The organism is Desulfovibrio sp. (genome assembly GCF_018379785.1).
Taxonomy (GTDB): domain Bacteria; phylum Desulfobacterota; class Desulfovibrionia; order Desulfovibrionales; family Desulfovibrionaceae; genus Desulfovibrio.
Map to the genome: position 1 here is coordinate 1 of NZ_JAGZUV010000050.1, position 20,601 is coordinate 20,601.

Here is a 20,601-nt window from a genome sequence, read left to right on the forward strand (position 1 = left end):
AATTGCCACGCGCTATGATCGGTGTGCCCACACTTTCTTCTCCGCCATTTGCATCGCAGCTATTGTCATTTTTTACCTTTAATGAGTCCTGAGCCTAGGTTCAGCCCTCATTAAAAGCGCTGCTGCAAAGCCGCCTTTTCATCCCTCCGCTTGTTTGCCCGCAAGTGTTCCCGGTTTTAAGAGAGTTGATCCCTTGGATGCGGCAGGCAGGACACAGGCAATTTTTTTGCTCGCTGCTTGACATTCCAGGCTGCAAGATTATGCTCATTTGAGCAATATCGCGTGGCTCTCATGTCGTGCCGCGAAAAGGAGTCTCTGTATGAAAATTGCCGTTTCCAGCGAAGGTCCGGGCCTGGATTCCATGGTGGACCCCCGCTTCGGCCGAGCCGCCGGGTTTGTATTGGTGGACACGGACAGCATGGCCGCTGAATACCTGGACAATGGGGCCTCGCAGATTCTGGCTCAGGGCGCGGGCATTGAAACCGCCGAACGTCTGGCCGGAGCCGGGATACGGGCCGTGCTGAGCGGCTATGTGGGGCCCAAGGCGTTTGCGGCCCTGCGGGCGGCGGATATTGCCGTCTATCAGGATCTGGACGGCCGCAGCGTGCGTGAAGCCGTGCGCTGCTATCTGGAAGGCGGCGTCACAGCCGCCGATGCTCCCAACAAGCAGGCCTGAAATGCGTATAGCCATGGCAAGCGGCAAAGGCGGGGCCGGAAAGACCACGGTCACGGCTTCCCTGGCCACGGTCTGGGACGGTCCCTGCCTGGTCGTGGACGCGGATGTGGAAGCGCCCAATCTGCACCTTTTTCTGCATCCCGAGCTGTCGGCCCCGGAAAGCGTCTATCTGGAAGTGCCCGTACTGGACAAGGAGCGCTGCACCAGCTGCGGCGCGTGCCGGGAGATCTGCTCCTACAAGGCCATTGCGCGCCTGGGCGCGGGAATCATGATTTTTCCGGACATGTGCCACGGCTGCGGCGGCTGTTTCGCCGTGTGCGAAGCCCGGGCGCTGGGCATCGGACGCCGGGAGTTGGGCGCATTGCAGTCCGGCACGGCGCTGGACGGCACGGCGCGTTTTCTCATGGGCCGCAGCCGGATCGGCGAGGCCATGACCCCGCCGCTGCTGCGCGGGCTGGAGAATGCCCTGGCCGCCATGCTGGCGCAGGACGGGGCCGACGTGCTGCTGGATGCGCCTCCGGGCGTGAGTTGCCCGGCCATGACCGTGGCGCGCCAGGCGGACATGATCGTGCTGGTGGCCGAACCCACACCCTTCGGCTTTCATGATTTCCGGCTGGCGCACGCCGCGTTCAGCCGCCTGGGCAAGCCGCTGGCCGTGATTATGAACCGCGCGGGCATGCCGGACAACCTGGCCGGGGACGCGCTGCTGCGCACCTACTGCGCGGAGCGGGCGCTGCCTCTTCTGGCCGAGCTGCCTTTTGAGCGCGCCGCCGCCGAGAGCTATGCGCGCGGACGCTTGCCGGTGCTGGACTCCGAGGCCTGGCGGGAGCGCTTTTGCCGCTTGCGGGCGGCGTTGCGCCAGCAGGCCGGGGAGGTGCGTCATGCGTGAGATTGTGGTCATCAGCGGCAAGGGCGGCACGGGTAAGACCACGGTCTGCGCGGCCTTTGCCCATCTGGCCGAAAATGCGGTCATCTGCGATCTGGACGTGGACGTGCCTGATCTGCACATTGTGCTGGACCCGCGCGTGGAGCGGGAGGAAGTTTTCATTTCCGGCCATACGGCGGAAATCGTGCAGGATCTCTGCGTCCAATGCGGCCGTTGCGCGGACCTCTGCCGCTTCGGGGCGGTCCGCAACGAGGACGGACGTTTTGTCATCGACCCCCTGGATTGCGAGGGCTGCGGCGTATGTCGCGCCCTCTGTCCGGCACGGGCCGTTGATTTTCCCGAGCGGCGCTGCGGCCTCTGGCGGATCAGCGAAACGCGTTTCGGCCCCTTTGTGCACGCCCGGCTGGAGCCCGGACAGGAGAATTCCGGCCGCCTGGTCAGCCTGCTCAAGCAGCAGGCCCGCGAGCTGGCCGCCGCGCAGGGGCGGGAGCTGATTCTCTGTGACGGCTCGCCGGGCGTGGGCTGTCCGGTGATCAGCTCACTGGCGGGCGCGTCCCTGGCCGTGGCCGTGGTGGAGCCCACGCCCTCCGGGCGGCATGATTTCGAGCGGGTGGCGGCACTCTGCCGACACTTTCGCATACCCGTGGCCGTGGTCATCAACAAGGTCGACCTCAACCCGGCCGAGGCCGAAGCCATCCGGCGCTTTGCCGTCGAGCAGGGCCATAGCCTGACCGGAGAAATACCCTTTGATCCCCAGGCGACCCGCGCCATGATCCGGCGGCGGGCGCTTACTGAGGAAGATACGCCCCTTGCCGCCGTGCTGGCGTCCATCTGGAAGCGCGTGCGCGCTCTGGCCGACGCAATGCCGGTACGGCGCGAAAACCTTAACCCTGTACACAGAGGATAGCGACATGAGCAAGACCATTCTGGCCGTTCCCTCGGTTCAGCCCGGCGGCCTGGATGCCGGCATGGGCATGCATTTCGGTCATTGCGACCTGTACACCATCGTGGAGCTGGAAGACGGCGCGGTGACCGGGCATTCCACGCTGCCATCCCTGCCGCACCAGCAGGGCGGTTGCCTGGCGCCCGTCCAGTATCTGGCCGAGCACGGAGTCAACGCGCTGCTGGCCGGGGGCATGGGCATGCGCCCGCTCATGGGCTTCAATCAGATGGGCATCCAGGTTTACTTCGCGGGCAATTATCCCACCGTGGGCGCGGCCGTGCAGGCTTTCAGCGAAGGAAAGCTGACGCCCTTCACCGTGGAACACACCTGCGGCGGCGGCCGGCATTAGGCGGACCGTCATGCCCAACGCGGAGAATATGAATGTTGTGCTGGTGAGCCGCCGTCCCGAAGCCTGGCGGGCCTGCACGGAGGAATTGCGGGCCGGGGGCTGCGGCCTGAGCGAAGTGGCGGATCTGGAGGCCTGCAAGGCGCGTCTGCGGACCGATCCGCCGCGACTGATCCTGCTGGACCCGGCTCCGGACGAGGACGTGCGGCGCAGCGTGATGCAATTGCTGATGATCGACGCCCGGACGCATACCGCCGTTGCCAGCGCTCTGGACCCCGAGGCCTTTCACGAGGCCATGGAAGGCCTGGGCATTCTGGACTGCCTGCCCCTGACGCCCGGCGCGGAGGATGGCCGCCGCCTGCTCCGTCTTCTGGCGGAAGTCTGAGCGGTCTTTCAGTATCCCTGAATCGCGGGCCGGGAGTCTTTCTCCCGGTCCGTCGCGCCTTGACAAGCTCCCTGCCGTCCTTACTCATTTTTTATTACATTTTGATTCTTATCCACCAGCACGAGAAGTCCATGCCCAGACCCTGCCACTGTCGCCGTGTGGCCGCCTTGCCCAAGATGACCTATTTCAAGCCCCGGGGCGTGCCCATGAGCGAGCTGGCGGAATGCCGGCTTTCCGTGGACGGACTGGAAGCCCTGCGCCTGGCCGATTATCAGGATCTGAACATGGACGAGGCCGCCGCCCGCATGGGCGTTTCGCGGCATACCTTCGGCAGGCTGCTGCGCAAGGCGCGCCGTTGCGTGGCCGAGGCCCTCATTGAGGGACATGCCCTGCGCATTGAAGGCGGCGTCTGCGCCCTGGTGGAGACATCTGAAACGCAAGGAGCTCTAGATATGAGTCAATCCATTCTGGTGGCCGTTCCCTCGGACGCGCCCGGCGGGCTGGAAGCCGCGCCCAGCGCCCACTTCGGCCACTGCGACGTCTATACCCTGGCCCGCGTGGAAAACGGGGCCGTCAGCGATGTGCGCGTGCTGCCCAACAGCGGGCATGAGCACGGCAATTGCCTCCAGCCCGTGCAGGAACTGGCGCGGCAGGGGGTCACCGCCCTGCTGGCCGGGGGCATGGGCATGCGCCCGCTCAGCGCCATGCAGGCCGCGGGCGTCACGGTCTATCACAATGCCGGGCAGGCCACGGTGGGCGATGCCCTGAAGGCCTTTGCCGCGGGCAAATTGCAGCCCTTCGGCACGGAACAGTTGTGCAAGGGCGGCTGCAATCATCATTAGAGCAGTTCACGCATGAGCAGGCGGGCCTTGCTCGCCGGAAACGAGCGGTTCAAGTGCCGCATGCTCTGATGCCCGTTTTTTTGTTCAACCCTCCTTTTACGGCCCGGCCTGCGCAAACAGACCGGGCCGTTCACGTCCGGCCGGGATCTGCCGGGGCTTGTGGCCCATGTCAATGACATGGGCGCGTTCCGGCCCTGACCGCGTACAGGGCATTTCAACTTTGAAATGCTCTATACGCGCGCCTGAAAGCAGGGCGGCAGGCACATGTATCAAATAATAGTTTACTAATTATTTATAATTATATATAAAGACTGTTGACAGAAAATTGATACTATGGTTAGTACCTAGATATCAATTTTTACATCAAGCCAAGGAGGCCCCATGCGGGAGATCCCGGCCACCGCACCCCTGCGACACGCTGAGGTTTTTGTTTTCCGCGCGCCCATTGACGCGCCGGTGCGCACCTCCTTCGGCGTCATGCACGACAGGCCCGCCGTGCTGCTGCGCGTGGAGGATGAGGACGGCCTGTGCGGCTGGGGCGAAGCCTGGTGCAATTTCCCCTCCTGCGGCGCCGAACACCGTGGCCGACTGCTGGCCGAAACGGTTCTGCCTTCGGCCTTGAGCGCATCCTGGCGCGACCCCGGCGGTCTTGTGGGCGAGGTGGCCCGCAAGCTGCGTATTTTGCGACTTCAGGCCGACGAACCCGGCCCCATGGACCAGGCTCTGGCCTGTCTGGATATCGCCCTCTGGGATCTGGCCGCCCGCCGCGCCGGGGTTCCGCTGCACGCGCTGCTGGGCGACGCGGCCATGACGGCCATGCCCGCCTATGCCAGCGGCATCAATCATCCCGGCGTGGCCGAAACCGTGGCCCGCACGCGACAGGAAGGCTACCGGGCTTTCAAGGTCAAGATCGGTTTCGGGCGCGAGCAGGACGAGGCCAACATCCGCGCGGCCCTGGGCAGCCTGCTGCCCGGCGAGCGTCTGGCCGCGGACGCCAATCAGGCCTGGACGCTGGAACAGGCTTTGGAGGCCCTGCCGCGCCTGCGCCGATATCCTTTGCTCTGGGTGGAGGAGCCCCTGGCCTGCGACCGCCCGGCGGCGGAGTGGGCCGCTCTGGCCGCCGCCAGCCGATTCACGCTGGCGGCGGGAGAAAACATTCGCGGCGAAGCGGCCTTTGACGGGGCCATTGCCGCCGCCTCCGTCCGCGTGGTCCAGCCGGACGTCTGCAAATGGGGCGGCCTCACGGGCTGCCTGCGCGTGGCGCGCGCGGCCCTGGCCGCCGGACTGCACTATTGTCCGCACTATCTCGGCGGCGGCATCGGCCTGCTGGCTTCCGCACACCTGCTGGCCGCCGTGGGCGGCGACGGCCTGCTGGAAGTGGACTGCAACCCCAATCCCCTGCGCGAGCTGCTGGCCGCTCCTTTTCCGCGCCTCAGGGATGGGCGCTTTCTGCTGAGTGATGCACCCGGCCTGGGCGTCGCCCCGGACATGGGCGCGGTGGAAAAGCTGCTGACCTTCCATGCGCGCTGCCGCTGACGCCTTCCCCGCCAGGACATTTCAAGTGTTACGTGCTTTAGAGCGTTTGATATTGAAAATATCTCAACGCTCTGTGCGGATTTTCCGTGAAAATCCGCACCGCGAAATTATTGCAAGGCGAATGTACTTCGCCGTTAAGTGATAATTTCAAGCGTAAACTGCTCTAATTTGTTCCATGCTTGGAAAGGAGACTCCATGAAACGCCTGACGCTTATCCTGACCTGTCTTGTGGCCGGCGCGCTGTGTGCCGCTCTTCCGGGCCGCGCGGCCGAAAAAACGGTCATCCATCTGCTCAGCACGCCCTTCGGCACCGGCAGTTACGTGTTGGGCACCGCTCTGGAGAGCATCGTCAACCAGGGCAATTATCCCCTGAGCATCGCCCACGCGGAAACGCCGGGCCAGGCCTACAACGTCAACAAACTCAATGCCGACGCCGCCGCGCGCCAAAATACGGTGGTGACGGCCTCCCAGGGCATCAACTGGCTGGCGGAGCAGGGCAAAAAGCCCTTCCCGGCCAAGCGCACGCCCCTCAAACTCATCGGCATTTATACCTATACGGCCACCTGGCTGGTGACCGGCGACAAGGACATCAAGAGCGTGGCCGACCTCCGGGACAAGCGCATCGCCATGGGCCGCATTCCCCAGGTCATCTGGGGCTATGAACCCGACGCCCTGCTGCGCAACGGCTATGGCGACGACTTTTACAAAAGCCTGAAGATCCAGTTCGTGGGCACCTCCGAAGCGGCCACGGCCCTGGTCAACGGCCAGGTGGACGCGGCCACCATCGGCGGCTACATGGACCCGGTGTCCGGCAAGTTCTCGCCCGCGCCCCAGACTGTGGAAGTGCTGGCCTCCGGCCGGGAACTCACGCATCTGGACTGGACCAGGGACGCGGTGGAAAAAACCGCCGCCAAGGACATCCGGCTCTTTCCCATTCAGGTTCCGGCCAAGGCCGTGGACGGCCTGGAAGCTCCCATCTGGATCGGCGCGGACCTGCACGGCCTTTTCGCCCATCCCGATTTCCCCGAGGAATACGCCTACATCCTGGCGAAAGCCATGATCGAAAACATTGAGGCCTTCGGCAAATATCATGCCCTGGGCGGGCTCATGAGCCGCGCCGGGCTGGTCAAGGGCTTCAGCCCGGAGAATATCCACCCCGGCGCGTTGCGCGCCTATCAGGAAGCCGGGATCCTGTAATTCTCCCGCCGTATTGTCCGGAGCCGCCGTCACGGCCCCGGCTCGCCCGACCCGTCCGCCCGGAGGTTCCTCCATGAAAAACGTCTCCCTGCCCAAGGCCGTTCTGACCGTCGGAGGACTCGCCATGGTGGTCTACCATGCCGTGGCCTCGCAATACCTCTACTTCAGTCAGTGGGAACACCAGACCATCCACTTCGCCTTTCTCTTCCTGATGGTCTTCATGAGCTACGCCATCAAGGCCAAAAGCCGTCTCGCGGCCGTGGGCCTGTATCTTTGCCTGGCGGCGGCCCTGACCTGCTGCGTCTACGTTTACGGCAATATCGAAGAGCTGGAAATGTCCCAGGGCTTCCCCACCCGGGCGGCGCTGCTGGCCGGGCTCTGTCTGATCCTGGCGACAGCCCTGGGCACGTGGCTGTGCTGGGGGCTGCCCCTGCTGCTGGTGGCCGTGGTTTTTGTGGCCTATTTTTTCTTCGGCCATTTGTTCAGCGGACCGCTCTACCATCCGGCCTTCGGCTTTGACTATGTGGTTTCCATGCTCAGCGTGGGCCTTTCGGGCCTGTACGGGCTGTTCATGTCCATCAGCGCGGACCAGGTCTTCATGTTCGTGGTGTTCGGCGCGCTGCTGGGCATCTTCAAGGTGGAAGGCCTGCTCATGGAGCTGGGCAAGATCCTCGGGCGCAGGCTGCGCGGCGGGGCGGGGCTCACCGGGGTGTTTTCCAACTCGCTCATCGGCATGGTTTCCGGCGCGCCCGTGGCCAACGTGGCGATCACCGGGCCTTTTGTGTTGCCGTACATGAACAAATCCGGCTATTCCGTGGACGAGGCCGGGGGCATCCTGGCCTGCTCGGCCACGGGCAGCCAGCTCATGCCTCCGGTCATGGGAGCCGCGGCTTTCATGATGGCGACCTTCATCGGCCGGCCCTACGCCGTGGTCATGCTGGCCGCCATTCTGCCCGCAGTGCTCTTTTATTTCGCCGTGGCCGTGGGCGTGCAGTTCCTGTCGGTGCGCAAGGATCTGCAAATCGTGCATATGGACGTGGACTGGGCCCTGATCCGGCGGCGGCTGCCGGTCTTCGTACTGCCCATCGGCCTGATCTTCGCCATGCTGCTCATGCGCTACAGCCCGTCCAATACGGCCTTCTGGGCCAGTGTGGTCACCTTGATCACGGGCTTCGCCATCAAGGACACCCGCCCCGGCCGCCGGGAGCTGGTCCGCTCCCTGGTCAGCGGGGCCGTGACCGGCGCCAAGATCGGCATCTCCCTGGCGCTCATCGGCATGGTGGCCCAGACGCTCATTTCCACGGGCCTGGGCAGCAAGCTGGCGAGCCTCATCCATATTCTGGCCGGGGGGCAGTTGTTCATCGCCCTGCTGGTCACCATGGTCGTGGCCCTGATTCTGGGCTGTGCCGTGCCGCCCGCCGCGGCCTACGCCCTGTGCGCCATCATTATCATTCCCACATTGACGCCCATGGGCGTGGACCTGCTGCGGGCCCATATGTTCTGCTTTTACTTCTCCATCATCGCGGCGGTGACGCCGCCGGTGGGCCTGGCCTCCCTGGCGGCCACGGGCATTTCGGGCGGCAATTACGCGCTCACCAGCGTACACGGCTTCCGCCTTTCGCTGAGCGGCTTCATCCTGCCTTTTCTGATCATCTACAATCCGCTGTTTTCCTTTGATTTCAGCAATGCCGCCTGGGCAGCGTGCTCTCTGGTCTGCATCCTGACCGGACTGACCAGCCTGGACGCCCTGCTGTACGGAGCCATGGCCCGGCCCTTTACCGCGCGCGATTACACCCTCTCCGCCGTGGTTATGCTGGCCAGCTTCTGGCTGACCATCTGGGGCGCGCATCTGGCTCCGCCGGTCTGCGTGCTGGTCACCCTGGGCGTTGTGGCCCTGCTGGCCGCGCAATGGCTCCGCCAGGTCAGGGGCCGGCCCTCCGTCGCCCTGCGGACGGCCTGAGGCATATCGGCGCTGCGGCCCTTTTGCTTTCCCGCGCGTCGGAAAGCGGAATTTTCTGTAGCGCCGGTATGCCCTATAATCCTTCCCCATACGAGAGAAGCCCGCTGGTGCGGATACCGGCGGGCTTCTCTCGTATGGGGCGTTCTTCGCGTTCAACGCACCAGATCAATGTCGAAGCGCACCCTGTCGCCGGGATGCACTACCAGGGCGGCGTAAATGGCTTTGCCCGAGTCGTCGCAGGCATAGCGCCGCACCAGGGCCACGGGCGCGCCGCAGGCAATGCCCAGATGCTGCGCAACTTCCGGCGAGGCGCCGCCGATGGTCAGCTCCTGCCGGGCCTTGGACACGTTGACCCTGAGTTCGTCCATGACCGGGATCACCGTGGTGGCGTTGAAGCGTTCCGGGGCCTGGTCGTAAATGATCCTGTCCAGATAAAGTTCGATGTAGGCGAAGCGCACGCCGTCCTTGATATGCACGCGCCGCATATAATGATAGGCGGGCGCGGAAGGCAGCTCCCAGGCCGCCAGCAGAGGGCAGTCGTCCACGTCGGCCGCGTCGAGCAGCTCCACGCTGGCCCCTTCGATGCGCTTGACCATGGCCTTCCAGGAGGTGCGCATATTTTCATAGGGCCGGGCGGGCAATTGGCGCGCCACATGGATGCCCCGTCCCTGGCGGGCGGTAAGCAGGCCCTCCATGACCAGAAGTTGCACGGCCTGACGCGCGGTGACCCGGGCCACGCCGAAAATCTCGGCCATCCGGAGCAGATTGGGCAGCTTTATGCCCAGAGGCAGCACGCCGGTTTCGATCTGCTGGCGCAGCACGTCCGCCAACTGGGCGTAGAGGGGCGGACCAGGGCGACGGAACTGCGGCGGTTCGGAAAAGAGGGGAAAGGGCTGCCGGTTCTGCTCGATCATGACGTTCCTTTGCCAATGCCGTTGTCACACATGCGGCCGGTGGGAGAACGGGAATAAGAGCATTTCAATCTTGAAACGCTCTGAAGCCGCGCCGGGCGCGGCGTGGGCCGACACCCGCGAGACTTCCGCAGCCTGGCCTGGCCGGATGTTTTGCGAAAATCCCAAGTGCGACAGGTTCAGGCGCAGCCCTCATTAAAACGCCGTTCGAAAAAAGGCGGCTGCGTTGCAAAAAAGAAATTGACCTCGCGGTATGTTCAATGCGGTAGCCGTTGCCGCAAAGCGGCTTACGGATAGCGACAGCGATTTCTCCGGACAGGCTCCGATTTCTCCTTTGCGCCTTGCCGCCCGAAAAAATTCGGTTTTTCGCGGACGGCGTTTTAATGAGGGCTGAACCTAGGAACGGGAGGTCCGTACCCGCTCCTCGGCGGCCGCCCGTTCCGCCGCCTCGGCCACCGCCACGGGCACAATGGTCTTGCCGATGGGGCAGAGGGCCAGGGCCGCCAGTTTGACGTGCTGCCAGGCAAAGGGGATGCCGATAATGGTGACGGCGCAGAAAAGGGCCCAGATAAGGTGCTGCATGGCGATCCAGATGCCCGCCAGCAACAGCCAGATAATATTGCCCACTGTGCCGAAGGGGCCGGTGCCGATGTCCGGCCGGCCGGTGAGCACGTCGCGCGATACCGGCATCTTCCCGAAAGGAAAGAAGGCGAATTCGCCGATCACAAAACAGGCCCGCCCCCAGGGAATGCCCACAATGGAGAGAAAACAGAGCACGCCGAAAAACCACCAGGTCAGGCCCATCCAGATGCCGCCCAGCAAAAACCAGATCACATTGCCCAGGCAACTCATGGCCGTGTCCTCCTGACCTGTGTTTTAGAGCGGTTCAAGTGTGAGCTACTCTAAAAATTGACCACAACCTGCTCGCCGTCCTGGGCGCGCCGGGCGATCTCGCCGATGCGCCAGGCCCGCAGATTGAAGGCCTGGATGCGGTTGATGGCTTCCTCGGCCTGTTCGGCGGGCAATACCAGGACATAGCCGATGCCGCCGTTGAAAATCTGGAGGATCTCCGGCCAAGAGAGCTGGCCCGCGTCCTTGAGCCAGTGGAAGACGGGCGGCAGCTGCCAACTGCCGAAATTGATCCGGGCTTCCACCTGGGAGGGCAGCACGCGCGGGATATTGTCGTAAAAACCGCCGCCGGTGATATGGGCCATGCCCTTGACGTTCATGTCGCGCAGCAGGGGCCGCACGGCCTCCACATAGATGGTGGTGGGCGTCAGCAGCACGTCGCGCACGCTGGCGCCGTCCGCGCCGGGAAAGGCGTCGTCCGGCTTCAGGCCGCTCCGGGCCAGAACCTTGCGCGCCAGGGAAAAACCGTTGGAATGCAGGCCGGAGGAAGCCACGCCCACAAGGACGTCGCCCACCTGAATGCCCGAACCGTCAATGAGCTTGGCGTTGTCCACCAGGCCCACGCAGAAACCGGCCAGGTCGTATTCACCGGGCGCGTACATGTCGGGCATTTCGGCGGTTTCGCCGCCCAGCAGGGCGCAACCGGCCTGGCGGCAACCTTCGGCCACGCCGCTGACCACGGTTTCCGCCGTGTCCACGTCCAGCTTGCCGGTGGCGAAATAATCCAGGAAAAACAAGGGAGTCGCTCCCTGAACCAGAATGTCGTTGACGCTCATGGCCACCAGGTCGATGCCCACGCTGTCATGCTTGTTGAAGGTGAAAGCCAGCTTGAGCTTGGTGCCCACGCCGTCGGTGGAGGAGACCAGCACCGGTTCGCTCATGCCGCTGAGGTCCGGGCGGAACAGACCGCCGAAACCGCCGATGTCGGAAATGACGCCTCTGATCTGGGTGCTCGCCACCAAATGCTTGATGCGTCCGACCAGGGCGTTGCCCGCCTCAATGTTGACGCCGGCCTGGGTATAGGCTTTCGCGCGCTCGCTGGACATGCTGTTCGCCTCCTTTAATCTCCATTGAATAGCAAATTTTTCTCTGAAGCCCAAGTCTCTTTTTTCATGGACCGGGCCGCCCGCCGCTGGTATAGGAGAGTCAACGCCTTTTATGCGTCAACCGCTCCGAAGGATTTGTCCGCAACTCCTTGCCGCGAGCTGCGGGAAGGCGGGTAACTATTCTAGTTGGACAAAACGGGAAAGTCTTATGCGTAGTCATCATATAGTTCTGCTTCTCTGGCTCGCGTTCTGCCTCTGGCCGGGCGTGCCGGTCCGGGCTATGGGTTCGCCCGATGCGGGCAACGCCGGGAGGGCGGACAGCGCGTCCCGCAACGGGGAAGCGGTTGCTCCCGCGCCCGCGCCGCAAAATCCGTCCGTGCACAACGAATACAACAATTCCACCGTGCACAACGGCGACGTATACAATTCCACCAACGACAGCGCGGGGTATAACGGTTTTGCCGGAACCTGGCGGGACCCTGAAACCGGGGACATCATCACCTCGGTCATCGCGCCCCGCCAGCCCCAGCCGGAACAGAACACGCCGATCATCGTGGCCCCGCAGATCTACCCCGGCGACAATCGGCCCTATCCGCCGGGACCCGGGCCGCAGCCGCCGTATCCGCCATATCCTCCCGGCCCGCCGCCGCGTCCGCACCCCAATCCCGGCCCGCATCCGGGACCGTGGCCTCATCCCACGCCCCCCCGGCCCTCGCCTGTTCCGCCCTGGCAGCAACCGGGCTGGCAGGGCACGGCGCCGCCCCAGGGACATATGCCGCCGGGCTGGCGGCCGCCGTCCAATACGCGGCCCTGGCCGCACGCGCCGGGCTATCTGCCGGCGCCGCGCAATAACATCGCGCCGTCCACGGGACTGGGGGGACCGGGAGGCATGGGCGGAGCCGGACTGCCGGGACGCGGCGCCGGAGGGCGCTGAGATGCGCGCCATGCTCTGGGAGCCCCTGTCCGGCGGGGAGGTGCAATGCCGCTTGTGCGCGCATGCCTGTCGCCTGAAAAAAGGCGGCAAGGGGCTGTGCGGCGTGCGGGTCAACCTGGGCGGGGAAATGGTTTCCCTGGTGGGGGACGTGGTCACCAGCGCCCAGATGGACCCGGTGGAAAAAAAGCCTCTCTACCATTTCCTGCCGGGCAGCAAAACCTTTTCCGTGGGCAGCGCGGGCTGCAACTTCCGTTGCCGTTTCTGCCAGAATTACCAGATAGCGCGCATACCGGCCAACGGCATGGTGCCCGGCAAGCGCGTCACGCCGGACGCCCTGGTGCGGCTGGCGGAAAAGCACGGCGCGCGCAGCATGGCCTTTACCTACAACGAGCCCACGGTCTTTTTCGAGCAGGTCTATGAAACCGCCGGGCTGGCCCAGGCCATGGGCATGCGGGTCATTCTGGTCAGCAACGGCTTTATGGCCGAGGACTTTCTGCTGCCCCTGCGCCGCCGGGTCAATGCCGTCAATGTGGATCTGAAATCCTTCAGCGACGATTTTTACCGCGAGTACTGCGGCGGCCGCCTTCAGCCCGTCCTGGACAATTTGAAGGCCATCAAGGCGCTGGGCTGGTGGCTGGAAGTGACTACCCTGGTCATTCCGGGATGTAACGACAGCGAAGCCGAACTACGGGATATGGCCGCCTTTGTGCATGACGAACTGGGTCCGGATACGCCCTGGCATCTCTCGGCCTTTCACGGGGCTTATCGCATGGCCGGGCATCCTTCCACGCCGCCGGCCCGGCTGGAGGACGCCTGGCGCATCGGCCGGGAAGCGGACCTGCATTTCGTGTACATCGGCAATGTGGCCAGCGCGTTGGGCGGCACTACCTTTTGTCCGGCTTGCGGCGCGCCGGCCATTGAGCGCCGGGGCTGGCAGACGCGGCAATCGGGCGCGCCGGGGCAATGCCCTTCCTGCAAGGCTGCTCTGCCCGGAGTCTGGAAGTGATTTTGGTCTATACCGGCAAGGGCAAGGGCAAGACCAGCGCCTGCGTGGGCCAGGCCGTGCGCGCGTTGGGGCGGAACATGACCGTGGCCTTCGGCCAGTTCATGAAGCGGGACGGCCAGGCCGGGGAGCAGCGCATGCTGGCGCAATGGCTGGGCCCGCGTTTTCTGGCCGGAGGGGAAGGCTTTCTGCGCCGTGAAGAGGACCGCCCCGCCCATCGGGCCGCCGCTCTGCGCGTGCTGGCCTGGGCGCGCGCGCGCGTGCCGGAGGCCGATATGCTCATTCTGGACGAATGCCTCTACGCCCTGGACGCGGGCATCCTGACCCGGCAGGAAGTGGAGGCGCTCATGGCCGAAACCCGCGTTGCGGGCTGCCATCTGGTGCTCTCCGGCCGCAACGCGCCGGGCTGGGTCGTGCGGGAGGCGGATCTGGTCACGGAGATGGGCGAGATCAAACATCCCTGGCGGGTGGGCGTCAAAGCCGCGCCCGGCATTGAATTCTGAGGTTTGCATGCCTTTGCCTGAATTTGCTTCCGAAGCCCCGTTGACCATTTACGTGGCCGGTTCCTTCAAACACAAGCACGGCGTTCGCCTGCTGGGCCGTGAACTGCGCGCCCTGGGCTGCCGTATGCTGGACTGGACTGAAAAGGCCGTGCCCCCGCCGGGCCTGACCCCGGCGGAGCGCCGCATCTGGATGGATACGGACCGGGACGGCGGCCAGGTTTATGCGTTTTGCCGCAATGCCTGCCTTACGGCGGACCTGGTGATCTATTACGGCGCGTCAGGTCAGGATGCCGGAGTGGAAGTGGGTTTGGCCGCCGGAGCCGGGGTGCCGGTGCTGGGCATCCGTGGCCCGCTGGAAGGGCCGGGACTCATGTTGCACGGCGCGGTCAGCATCTGGGTGGACGGCGCGGAGGACGCCCTGGACCTGGTCGGGCGGGTGCTGGCCCATGCCGCTGCGGCCTGGGCCAGGCTGGATGCCGAACCGGACGCCGCCGTGCGTCGCCTGGGCGGGGCGTTGCGGAAGGGCTGATTTCTGTAGTCAGAGCATTTCAAACGTTGAACTGCTCTGACGCCGAACACGGTGACGCCCTTCGGCGGCCAAGGGGGCGCGGCCCTCTTGGAGCTCCGTTTTTGAAACCGCAATGAAAAGGGGACGCGCCATAACCGCGTCCCCTCCACGTATCGGCGTTGTTCAGGGCTTATATGTTCACCGGTTGGGACGGCGCGGCCTTGGGTTGCGCCGGAGGCGCACTCTGGGCGGGCTGTTGGGCCGGAGTCCGGGCCGGGGGCAGGTCCCGCTCGCCCACGCCTTCCTGATCCGCCTTTTTGCCCGCTTCCGCGGGGGTTTTTCCCGGCCGCTGGGGCAGCATCAGATAGCTGGTCACCGAGGTCACGCCCTTGACCTTGCGCGCGGTGCGGATGGCGATCTGTTTTTCCTCGTCGTCCTTGACCACGCCCAGCAGAACCACGCGCCCGGCATTGACTTCCGTGTCGATGCGGGTGGAGGACAGGCCTTTGGCCCCGATCAGGTCGGTGCGCAGCGAGGCGGCCAGGGCGAAGTTGCTGGTGTCGCTCTTGGCCGGAGAGAACCAGTGCGGCGTCACGGAGCGCGGCTTGTAGCGGCGGGCGATGGCCAAGGCCTTGCCCTGCATGTTCTGGGGCACTTCGCCCACCAGGAAGACGTTGCCGTAGTAGGAATAGACGGCAATGGACCAGCCGCCGCTGAAGTTTTCGTCCATCAGCGCGGTCTTGATGCTGGTAGCCAGGGTTTTGTCGTCGGTGATGGTATCCATGAGCCGCTGGTCGTCATACAGGCCGTAGGCGCTGTAGGCGCAGCCGTTGAGGGCCGCCAGGGCGGCCAGCAGCAGAACAAAGGCCAGACGTCGCATAGTGTTCCTCCTCCGGGTGCGGCTTATTTCCTGTGCCGGGCAAATGTATTCAAGATCCTGTCCGGAATCGAGCTTACTCGGCTTCGCGGCGGATGCGCGCGCCCACGGCGTTGAGTTTGTTTTCAATACGCTCGTAGCCGCGATCCAGATGGTAGATGCGCCGCACCTCGGTAACGCCGCGCGCGGCCAGACCGGCCAGCACCAGGGACGCGCTGGCCCGCAGGTCCGAGGCCATGACCGGCGCGCCGGTCAGGCGGCTCACTCCGCGCACCATGGCCGTGTGCCCGGAAACCTTGATCTGCGCGCCCATGCGCATCAGCTCCAGCACGTGCATGAAACGGTTTTCGAAAATGCTTTCCTCCACCACGCTGGCGCCGTCGGCCAGACACATCAGGGACATGATCTGGGCCTGCATGTCCGTGGGAAAGCCGGGGTAGGGCTGGGTGGTGATGTCCGCGCCGCGCAGGGGACAGCCGCACTTCGCCAGCACGCCGTCGGGCGTGGCCGTGATGTCCATGCCCATGCTCTGGAGTTTGAGGATCACCGCCTCCAGCTCGGCAAAGGGACAGTGGCGCAGCAGCAGTTCGCCGCCGGTGATGCCCGCGGCCACCAGAAAAGTGCCCGCCTCGATGCGGTCGGCCATGACGGCGTATTCCGCGCCGTGCAGGCTGCTTACGCCCCGCACGCGGAGGCAGCTCGTGCCCTGGCCCTCGATGCGCGCGCCGCAGGCCAGCAAAAAGTTGGCCAGATCCACCACTTCCGGTTCGCGGGCCGCGTTTTCCAGAATGCTTTCGCCTTCGGCCAGGACGGCGGCCATGAGCAGATTTTCCGTGCCGCCCACCGTGGGCAGGTCAAAGGTGATGTGCGCGCCCTTGAGCTTGCGGCAGCGGCCGATGATGTAGCCTTCTTCCAGTTCGAAGCGCGCGCCCATCTGCTCCAGGCCCTTGAGGTGCTGGTCCACGGGGCGCGCACCGATGGCGCAGCCGCCGGGCAGGGCCACGCGGGCCTGGCCGATGCGCGCCAGCAGCGGCCCCAGACAGAGCACCGAGGCCCGCATGGTGCGCACCAGGTCGTAAGGGGCTTCGGGCCGCAGATCGCCCGGCGTCACCTGAACCCGCTGATCCTGATAGGAACAGGGGCAACCCAGCATGTCCAGCAGCTTGAGCGTGGTGTGGATGTCCCGCAGATCCGGCACATTGGTGTATGTGACCGGCTCGCTCAGCAGGATGGAAGCGAACAGAATAGGCAGGGCGGCGTTTTTGGAACCGCTGACGTCGATGCTGCCGGTGAGCGGCACGCCGCCTTCAATGACCAGCTTGTCCATAATTCTCCAGAGGGCTGTTGGGACGGGCAATGCCGGGGCCGTCCGTGACGAGGAAACATTGTCAGCGTAGATTTTTTTCTAAAGAAAATCCAGAGTCGCCCGTTGGAAAAATTGCTTGCCAAACGGTCGGTCTCCGCGTATAGAAATCTCCCTGTGGCGGAAGTAGCTCAGTTGGTAGAGCACCTGGTTGTGGCCCAGGTGGCCGTGGGTTCAAGTCCCATCTTTCGCCCCATACATTTGCCCCGCGTCCGTTTGCCACGACGCGGGGTTTTCATTCGGAGCGTGGCGCAGCTTGGTAGCGCACCTGCTTTGGGAGCAGGGGGTCGAAGGTTCAAATCCTTTCGCTCCGACCAGATTTGCCGAAAGGGCTTATCCGTTGCGGATAGGCCCTTTTGTCGTGATGCGTCCGGCGCGGAAGCCGGATTTTCAGGTGCCGTGCCGAGTTTTTTTCAGCCCTACCCCTTCCGCATGGGCCGATATGTCCTATATGATAAGGCGATGCCGTTCAGCCGGAGCGGCGCACGTCACCGTCTCTCAAGCGAGGATTTTTTTCATGAAGCTGCCTGAACTTCCCACTGTGTTGAAAATGCGCGTTGTGCTGAAAACCCTGGCCGTGCAGGCCTGCCTTCTGGTGGGCATTCTGGTTGTGGTCTGGGGCCTGCAGCGCGTTTATGCCATGGTGGACACCACCACCTTCCCGGACCCCGTGGCCGTGCCGGAGAATGCCGACCAGCTCTCCGACAATGAAAAAGGCAAAATCCTGCTGGACGCCATTACTCATCAACTGCGCTACGAACTGAACTCCCCCTTCGGCTGGAGCTTCAACGACATCATCTTCAACCGTTTCGTGCTGGATAACCGGGCCTACCGCCAGTACGGCGTATACCACGCCACAAAATTCCTGCTGGATCTCTATTCCAGCCAGATTGCCAAGCTGGGCTCCAGCGACCGCGAAAGCGAATTCCTCTACAAGGCGCGCATCAACAGTTTTGCCATGGATCCGCGCAGCTTCATGTTCCCCTCGGCCGAGGGCTCCTACAAAAAGGGCCTCAAGCTGCTGGAACAGTACAAAGACTCGCTGGACAAAGGCACGGGCGTCTACAATTGCCGCACCGACGATCTGTACGCCTCCTTTGTCACGGTCACGGGCGAGAACATGCTGGGCTATGCCCTGGGCCTGCTGGAAAACGCCCAGAACATGCCTTTCTATGAGCTGGACAACCGCATCTACGAAGTACAGGGCATCGCGCTGGTGCTGCGGGACTTCATCAATACCCTGTATGTTCTGTATCCCGAGATCCGGGCCAAGAACAACGAGGGCAACATGGCCGCCGCCATGGACTGCCTGAACCGCATCTGCACCTATGACCCGCTCTACATCACCTCGTCCTTCAACTCCGGCGAGCTGATCCTGTCCTATCTGATGTTCGCCAAGGCCCGCCTGGAAGACATCCGCGACAGCATCCGCATCTGACGCACTGCCATTGCCTGACGCAAACAGGGCGCGCAGATCATCCCGGCGATGATTTGCGCGCCCTGTGCTTTTCGTCGTGGGGTTCAACGGTGGTGGAACAAGGCCAGGGGATGCAGCAGCGGGCCCACGGCAATGAGCCCGGCTCCGCAGACCACCACCAGCGCGCCGCCGTAGCTCAGCCAGTTCAGCGGGTCGGCCGGAAAAAAGGCCGGTCCGAGCAGATGGAAGAGCTTGGCGAAAACCAGGGTGAACAGGGGCGTCAGGGTGATGACCGCGCTGACCTTGGCCGTATGCCAGCAGGCCATGGCCCGGCTGAACGCCCCGTAGGCCACCAGGGTGTTCAGGCAGCAGTAGGCCAGGCAGACAATCTGGAGCGCGTCCAGGCGCAGGAGGCTCCCCGGCGCGGCAAAGGGGGCCAGGGCCAGCGCGCAGACGGTGTAGAGCACCCGCATGATCCTGGGCGGGGCCATTTCACGCAGCAGAATTTTCTGGGTCACGCCGTAAACGGCCCAGACCACGGCGGCCGTGAGGCCGAGCGCCAGGCCGAGCCCGTAGCCCTCCCGGAAGCGGAGGAGGTCAGCCAGGCGTTCGTTGAAGAAGAGCCCGAATCCGAGAAACAGGACAACGATCCCGCTGACCTGGATGCGGCGCAACGGCTCCCGCAGCACCACGACGCTGCCCAGCATCAGGAGCATGGGCCCGGCCTGGGCGATGATCTGGGTGGCGGACGCGCTCAGATAGGCCACAGAGGCGTTGAACAGCACGAAATTGCCGCCCAGCCCGGCGGCCGCGATGCCCAGCAGCAGAATAATACGCCTTTCGTACACGCTGAACCGGGGGCGGCGGGCGTCCCCGCGGGGCAGCCAGAGCCACAGCCAGAGCGCGCCGGTGCTGAAGCGCAGCCAGACAATGGTCATAGGGTCTACTGTGGTCACCACCTGCTTGAGCGCAATGGGCAGCGTGCCCCAGAAAAGCGCGGTGGTCAGGGCCAGAAGAAGGCCCTTCAATTGTGTTCCAAGCGGCATGCCCGACTCTCCGGGATTCAAGGGCCGTGCCGGACGATGGGCGCTCCGGGCAGGGACGGGGTACAACAGTCTGCGATTGCATGGAAGCGACGGGGTCGGCCTCCGTCGCGCCAAGGTGGCTCGAATCCGGCAATGTGGCAAGGCTTTTCCTGCGGCATGGTGCAAAACGGAAATTGGGCAAAGCCGCATTGAAATACCGTGAAGCCAATTTTCGCTTTGCAACGCCGCCGCACGGAAAAGACAGCTTTGCGGCAGGCGCGTTAATGAGGGCCAACTCCTAGACGGCGCGGCCCATGTCCCGAGCTTCGCGCATGGCCGGGCTGCCGGAGATTTCGCCCTTTTTCCAGGCTCCCAGGCCGTGGACCACGCCTTTTTCATGCGCATCGCTCAGACAGGCGGTGTAGGCACGCAGATTTTCCACGGCGCGATCCACCATGCTCCGGTCTTTGTCGGCGGCGGTCACGATAAAATAAAAATCCTTGCCTGTAATTTCAGTATAGCGCGCCACGGACCTGTCGATGAGGGCCTTCAACTGCGCGTCCATGGCGTAGAAATATACAGGCGTGGCTAGGACAATAACGTCGGCGGCAAGCATTTTCGCCAGGATTTCCGCCATGTCGTCCTTGTGCACGCACTTGCCGCCATTGGACAGACAGGTTTCACACCCCAGACAGTAGTTGATGACCTTGTCGCGTACAAAGACAGTCTCCACCGTATGCCCCGCTTCGCGTGCGCCCTGGGCGAACTGTTCGCAGAGCAGATCGGAATTGCCGCCTTTTCTCGGGCTGGCGGCCAGCACCAGAATGGTCTTGTTCATGGCTATGTTCTCCTTGCTGAATTTCAGCGGGCCGGGGGAGCGGCCCTATTGCCCGGCGTACTGCGCGTCGGTGACTTTTTCCCGCCAATCCACGGCCGTGCCGTTTTCTTCCTCGGCCACGGCAATATGCGTCATGGACGTGTGCGGCGCGGCCCCGTGCCAGTGCCGGACGTGCGGCGGAAACCAGACCGTGTCGCCTGGGCGCACCTCTTCAATGGGGCCGCCCTCGCTCTGCACCAGGCCCATGCCCGAGATGATGATCAGGGCCTGGCCCAGCGGGTGGGTATGCCAGGCGGTGCGCGCGCCCGGCTCAAACGTGACGGATGCGGCGGCTGCCCGTGCGGAGCCGTGGGAAGGGAAGAGCGGATCAATGCGCACCGTGCCCGTGAACCAGGCCTCCGGCCCCTTGATTGAGGGCTGCGTGCCGTTGCGGAGAATGCTGTGCTTTGTCATGGACATGCTCCTTGCAAGATCGTTTCTTGTTTTTTTAGGCTGT

At 64.1% G+C, this 20,601-nt stretch carries 22 protein-coding genes, 2 tRNA genes and 1 pseudogene; 17 read left to right on the plus strand and 8 right to left on the minus strand.

What is annotated here, in order from left to right; translation table 11 throughout:
* The 10 genes and pseudogenes from KH208_RS10900 to KH208_RS10945 form a co-directional block, all read left to right on the plus strand.
* Nucleotides 1-82: pseudogene (locus KH208_RS10900) on the plus strand (IS5/IS1182 family transposase); the annotation flags it as partial.
* Nucleotides 83-319: 237 nt separating this feature from the next.
* Nucleotides 320-676 carry a NifB/NifX family molybdenum-iron cluster-binding protein gene (locus KH208_RS10905; RefSeq protein WP_291436232.1) on the plus strand — a complete coding sequence of 119 codons (357 nt, stop codon included), beginning with the start codon at nucleotides 320-322 and terminating at the stop codon, nucleotides 674-676.
* A 1-nt stretch (nucleotide 677) separates the two neighbouring features.
* Nucleotides 678-1,565 (plus strand): ATP-binding protein, encoded by an 888-nt coding sequence (locus tag KH208_RS10910; protein ID WP_291436234.1) that lies wholly within the window; start codon nucleotides 678-680, stop codon nucleotides 1,563-1,565.
* Nucleotides 1,558-2,469 (plus strand): ATP-binding protein, encoded by a 912-nt coding sequence (locus KH208_RS10915; RefSeq protein ID WP_291436235.1) that lies wholly within the window; start codon nucleotides 1,558-1,560, stop codon nucleotides 2,467-2,469. Before KH208_RS10910 ends, KH208_RS10915 begins: the two co-directional genes overlap by 8 nt.
* Nucleotides 2,470-2,473: 4 nt before the next feature.
* Nucleotides 2,474-2,854 carry a NifB/NifX family molybdenum-iron cluster-binding protein gene (locus tag KH208_RS10920; protein WP_291436237.1) on the plus strand — a complete coding sequence of 127 codons (381 nt, stop codon included), beginning with the start codon at nucleotides 2,474-2,476 and terminating at the stop codon, nucleotides 2,852-2,854.
* Between the two features lie 10 nt (nucleotides 2,855-2,864).
* Nucleotides 2,865-3,236, plus strand: coding sequence for a response regulator receiver protein (locus tag KH208_RS10925; protein WP_291436239.1), 372 nt, complete (start codon nucleotides 2,865-2,867; stop codon nucleotides 3,234-3,236).
* 131 nt (nucleotides 3,237-3,367) lie between these two features.
* Nucleotides 3,368-4,078 carry a DUF134 domain-containing protein gene (locus tag KH208_RS10930; protein ID WP_291436240.1) on the plus strand — a complete coding sequence of 237 codons (711 nt, stop codon included), beginning with the start codon at nucleotides 3,368-3,370 and terminating at the stop codon, nucleotides 4,076-4,078.
* Nucleotides 4,079-4,459: 381 nt separating this feature from the next.
* Nucleotides 4,460-5,614 (plus strand): mandelate racemase/muconate lactonizing enzyme family protein, encoded by a 1,155-nt coding sequence (locus KH208_RS10935; protein ID WP_291436242.1) that lies wholly within the window; start codon nucleotides 4,460-4,462, stop codon nucleotides 5,612-5,614.
* A gap of 195 nt (nucleotides 5,615-5,809) precedes the next feature.
* Complete coding sequence (locus KH208_RS10940; protein ID WP_291436243.1) at nucleotides 5,810-6,811, plus strand: TAXI family TRAP transporter solute-binding subunit; 1,002 nt, start codon at nucleotides 5,810-5,812, stop codon at nucleotides 6,809-6,811.
* A gap of 73 nt (nucleotides 6,812-6,884) precedes the next feature.
* On the plus strand, nucleotides 6,885-8,771 hold the full coding sequence (locus KH208_RS10945) for a TRAP transporter fused permease subunit (RefSeq protein ID WP_291436244.1): 1,887 nt from the start codon (nucleotides 6,885-6,887) through the stop codon (nucleotides 8,769-8,771).
* Between the two features lie 152 nt (nucleotides 8,772-8,923).
* Here KH208_RS10945 and KH208_RS10950 read toward each other — a convergent pair whose 3' ends face one another.
* The 3 genes from KH208_RS10950 to purM all read right to left on the minus strand — a co-directional run bounded on the left by KH208_RS10950 (nucleotide 8,924) and on the right by purM (nucleotide 11,637).
* Entirely contained in the window at nucleotides 8,924-9,685 is a 762-nt protein-coding gene (locus tag KH208_RS10950) for a GntR family transcriptional regulator (protein WP_291436246.1), read from the minus strand.
* Nucleotides 9,686-10,078: 393 nt separating this feature from the next.
* Entirely contained in the window at nucleotides 10,079-10,534 is a 456-nt protein-coding gene (locus KH208_RS10955) for a YccF domain-containing protein (RefSeq protein ID WP_291436248.1), read from the minus strand.
* A gap of 50 nt (nucleotides 10,535-10,584) precedes the next feature.
* Complete coding sequence (gene purM, locus KH208_RS10960; protein ID WP_291436250.1) at nucleotides 10,585-11,637, minus strand: phosphoribosylformylglycinamidine cyclo-ligase; 1,053 nt, start codon at nucleotides 11,635-11,637, stop codon at nucleotides 10,585-10,587.
* 208 nt (nucleotides 11,638-11,845) lie between these two features.
* On the opposite strand from purM, the gene KH208_RS10965 reads away from it, so the two are divergent.
* Genes KH208_RS10965 through KH208_RS10980 form a run of 4 tightly spaced genes read left to right on the plus strand, consistent with a single transcriptional unit; the run spans nucleotide 11,846 to nucleotide 14,606 of the window.
* Nucleotides 11,846-12,571, plus strand: coding sequence for a hypothetical protein (locus KH208_RS10965; protein WP_291436252.1), 726 nt, complete (start codon nucleotides 11,846-11,848; stop codon nucleotides 12,569-12,571).
* A 1-nt stretch (nucleotide 12,572) separates the two neighbouring features.
* Entirely contained in the window at nucleotides 12,573-13,577 is a 1,005-nt protein-coding gene (gene amrS / locus KH208_RS10970; protein WP_291436254.1) for an AmmeMemoRadiSam system radical SAM enzyme, read from the plus strand.
* Nucleotides 13,574-14,077 carry a cob(I)yrinic acid a,c-diamide adenosyltransferase gene (locus KH208_RS10975; protein ID WP_291436256.1) on the plus strand — a complete coding sequence of 168 codons (504 nt, stop codon included), beginning with the start codon at nucleotides 13,574-13,576 and terminating at the stop codon, nucleotides 14,075-14,077. The genes amrS and KH208_RS10975 overlap by 4 nt, the downstream gene beginning before the upstream one ends.
* Before the next feature lie 7 nt (nucleotides 14,078-14,084).
* The gene (locus KH208_RS10980; RefSeq protein WP_291436257.1) at nucleotides 14,085-14,606 is read left to right on the plus strand and encodes a translation initiation factor 2; all 522 of its coding nucleotides are present in this window, start codon (nucleotides 14,085-14,087) and stop codon (nucleotides 14,604-14,606) included.
* 169 nt (nucleotides 14,607-14,775) lie between these two features.
* Here KH208_RS10980 and KH208_RS10985 read toward each other — a convergent pair whose 3' ends face one another.
* Nucleotides 14,776-15,465 carry a BON domain-containing protein gene (locus tag KH208_RS10985; RefSeq protein ID WP_291436258.1) on the minus strand — a complete coding sequence of 230 codons (690 nt, stop codon included), beginning with the start codon at nucleotides 15,463-15,465 and terminating at the stop codon, nucleotides 14,776-14,778.
* A gap of 73 nt (nucleotides 15,466-15,538) precedes the next feature.
* The gene (murA, locus tag KH208_RS10990) at nucleotides 15,539-16,789 is read right to left on the minus strand and encodes a UDP-N-acetylglucosamine 1-carboxyvinyltransferase (protein WP_291436259.1); all 1,251 of its coding nucleotides are present in this window, start codon (nucleotides 16,787-16,789) and stop codon (nucleotides 15,539-15,541) included.
* Between the two features lie 156 nt (nucleotides 16,790-16,945).
* Here murA and KH208_RS10995 point away from each other — a divergent pair.
* The 3 genes from KH208_RS10995 (at nucleotide 16,946) to KH208_RS11005 (ending at nucleotide 18,263) form a co-directional block, all read left to right on the plus strand.
* Nucleotides 16,946-17,021: transfer RNA gene (locus KH208_RS10995), tRNA-His, on the plus strand.
* Between the two features lie 44 nt (nucleotides 17,022-17,065).
* Nucleotides 17,066-17,142 (plus strand) — tRNA-Pro (locus tag KH208_RS11000).
* 200 nt (nucleotides 17,143-17,342) lie between these two features.
* The gene (locus tag KH208_RS11005; protein WP_291436260.1) at nucleotides 17,343-18,263 is read left to right on the plus strand and encodes a DUF2333 family protein; all 921 of its coding nucleotides are present in this window, start codon (nucleotides 17,343-17,345) and stop codon (nucleotides 18,261-18,263) included.
* A gap of 83 nt (nucleotides 18,264-18,346) precedes the next feature.
* Here KH208_RS11005 and KH208_RS11010 read toward each other — a convergent pair whose 3' ends face one another.
* The 3 genes from KH208_RS11010 to KH208_RS11020 form a co-directional block, all read right to left on the minus strand.
* Nucleotides 18,347-19,288, minus strand: a complete 942-nt coding sequence (locus KH208_RS11010) for a DMT family transporter (protein ID WP_291436261.1) — start codon at nucleotides 19,286-19,288, stop codon at nucleotides 18,347-18,349.
* Nucleotides 19,289-19,565: 277 nt separating this feature from the next.
* Nucleotides 19,566-20,105, minus strand: coding sequence for a flavodoxin family protein (locus tag KH208_RS11015; protein ID WP_291436262.1), 540 nt, complete (start codon nucleotides 20,103-20,105; stop codon nucleotides 19,566-19,568).
* 45 nt (nucleotides 20,106-20,150) lie between these two features.
* Nucleotides 20,151-20,558: a cupin domain-containing protein gene (locus KH208_RS11020; RefSeq protein ID WP_291436263.1), complete on the minus strand. Its 408-nt coding sequence runs from the start codon at nucleotides 20,556-20,558 to the stop codon at nucleotides 20,151-20,153.
* Nucleotides 20,559-20,601 lie beyond the last annotated feature (43 nt).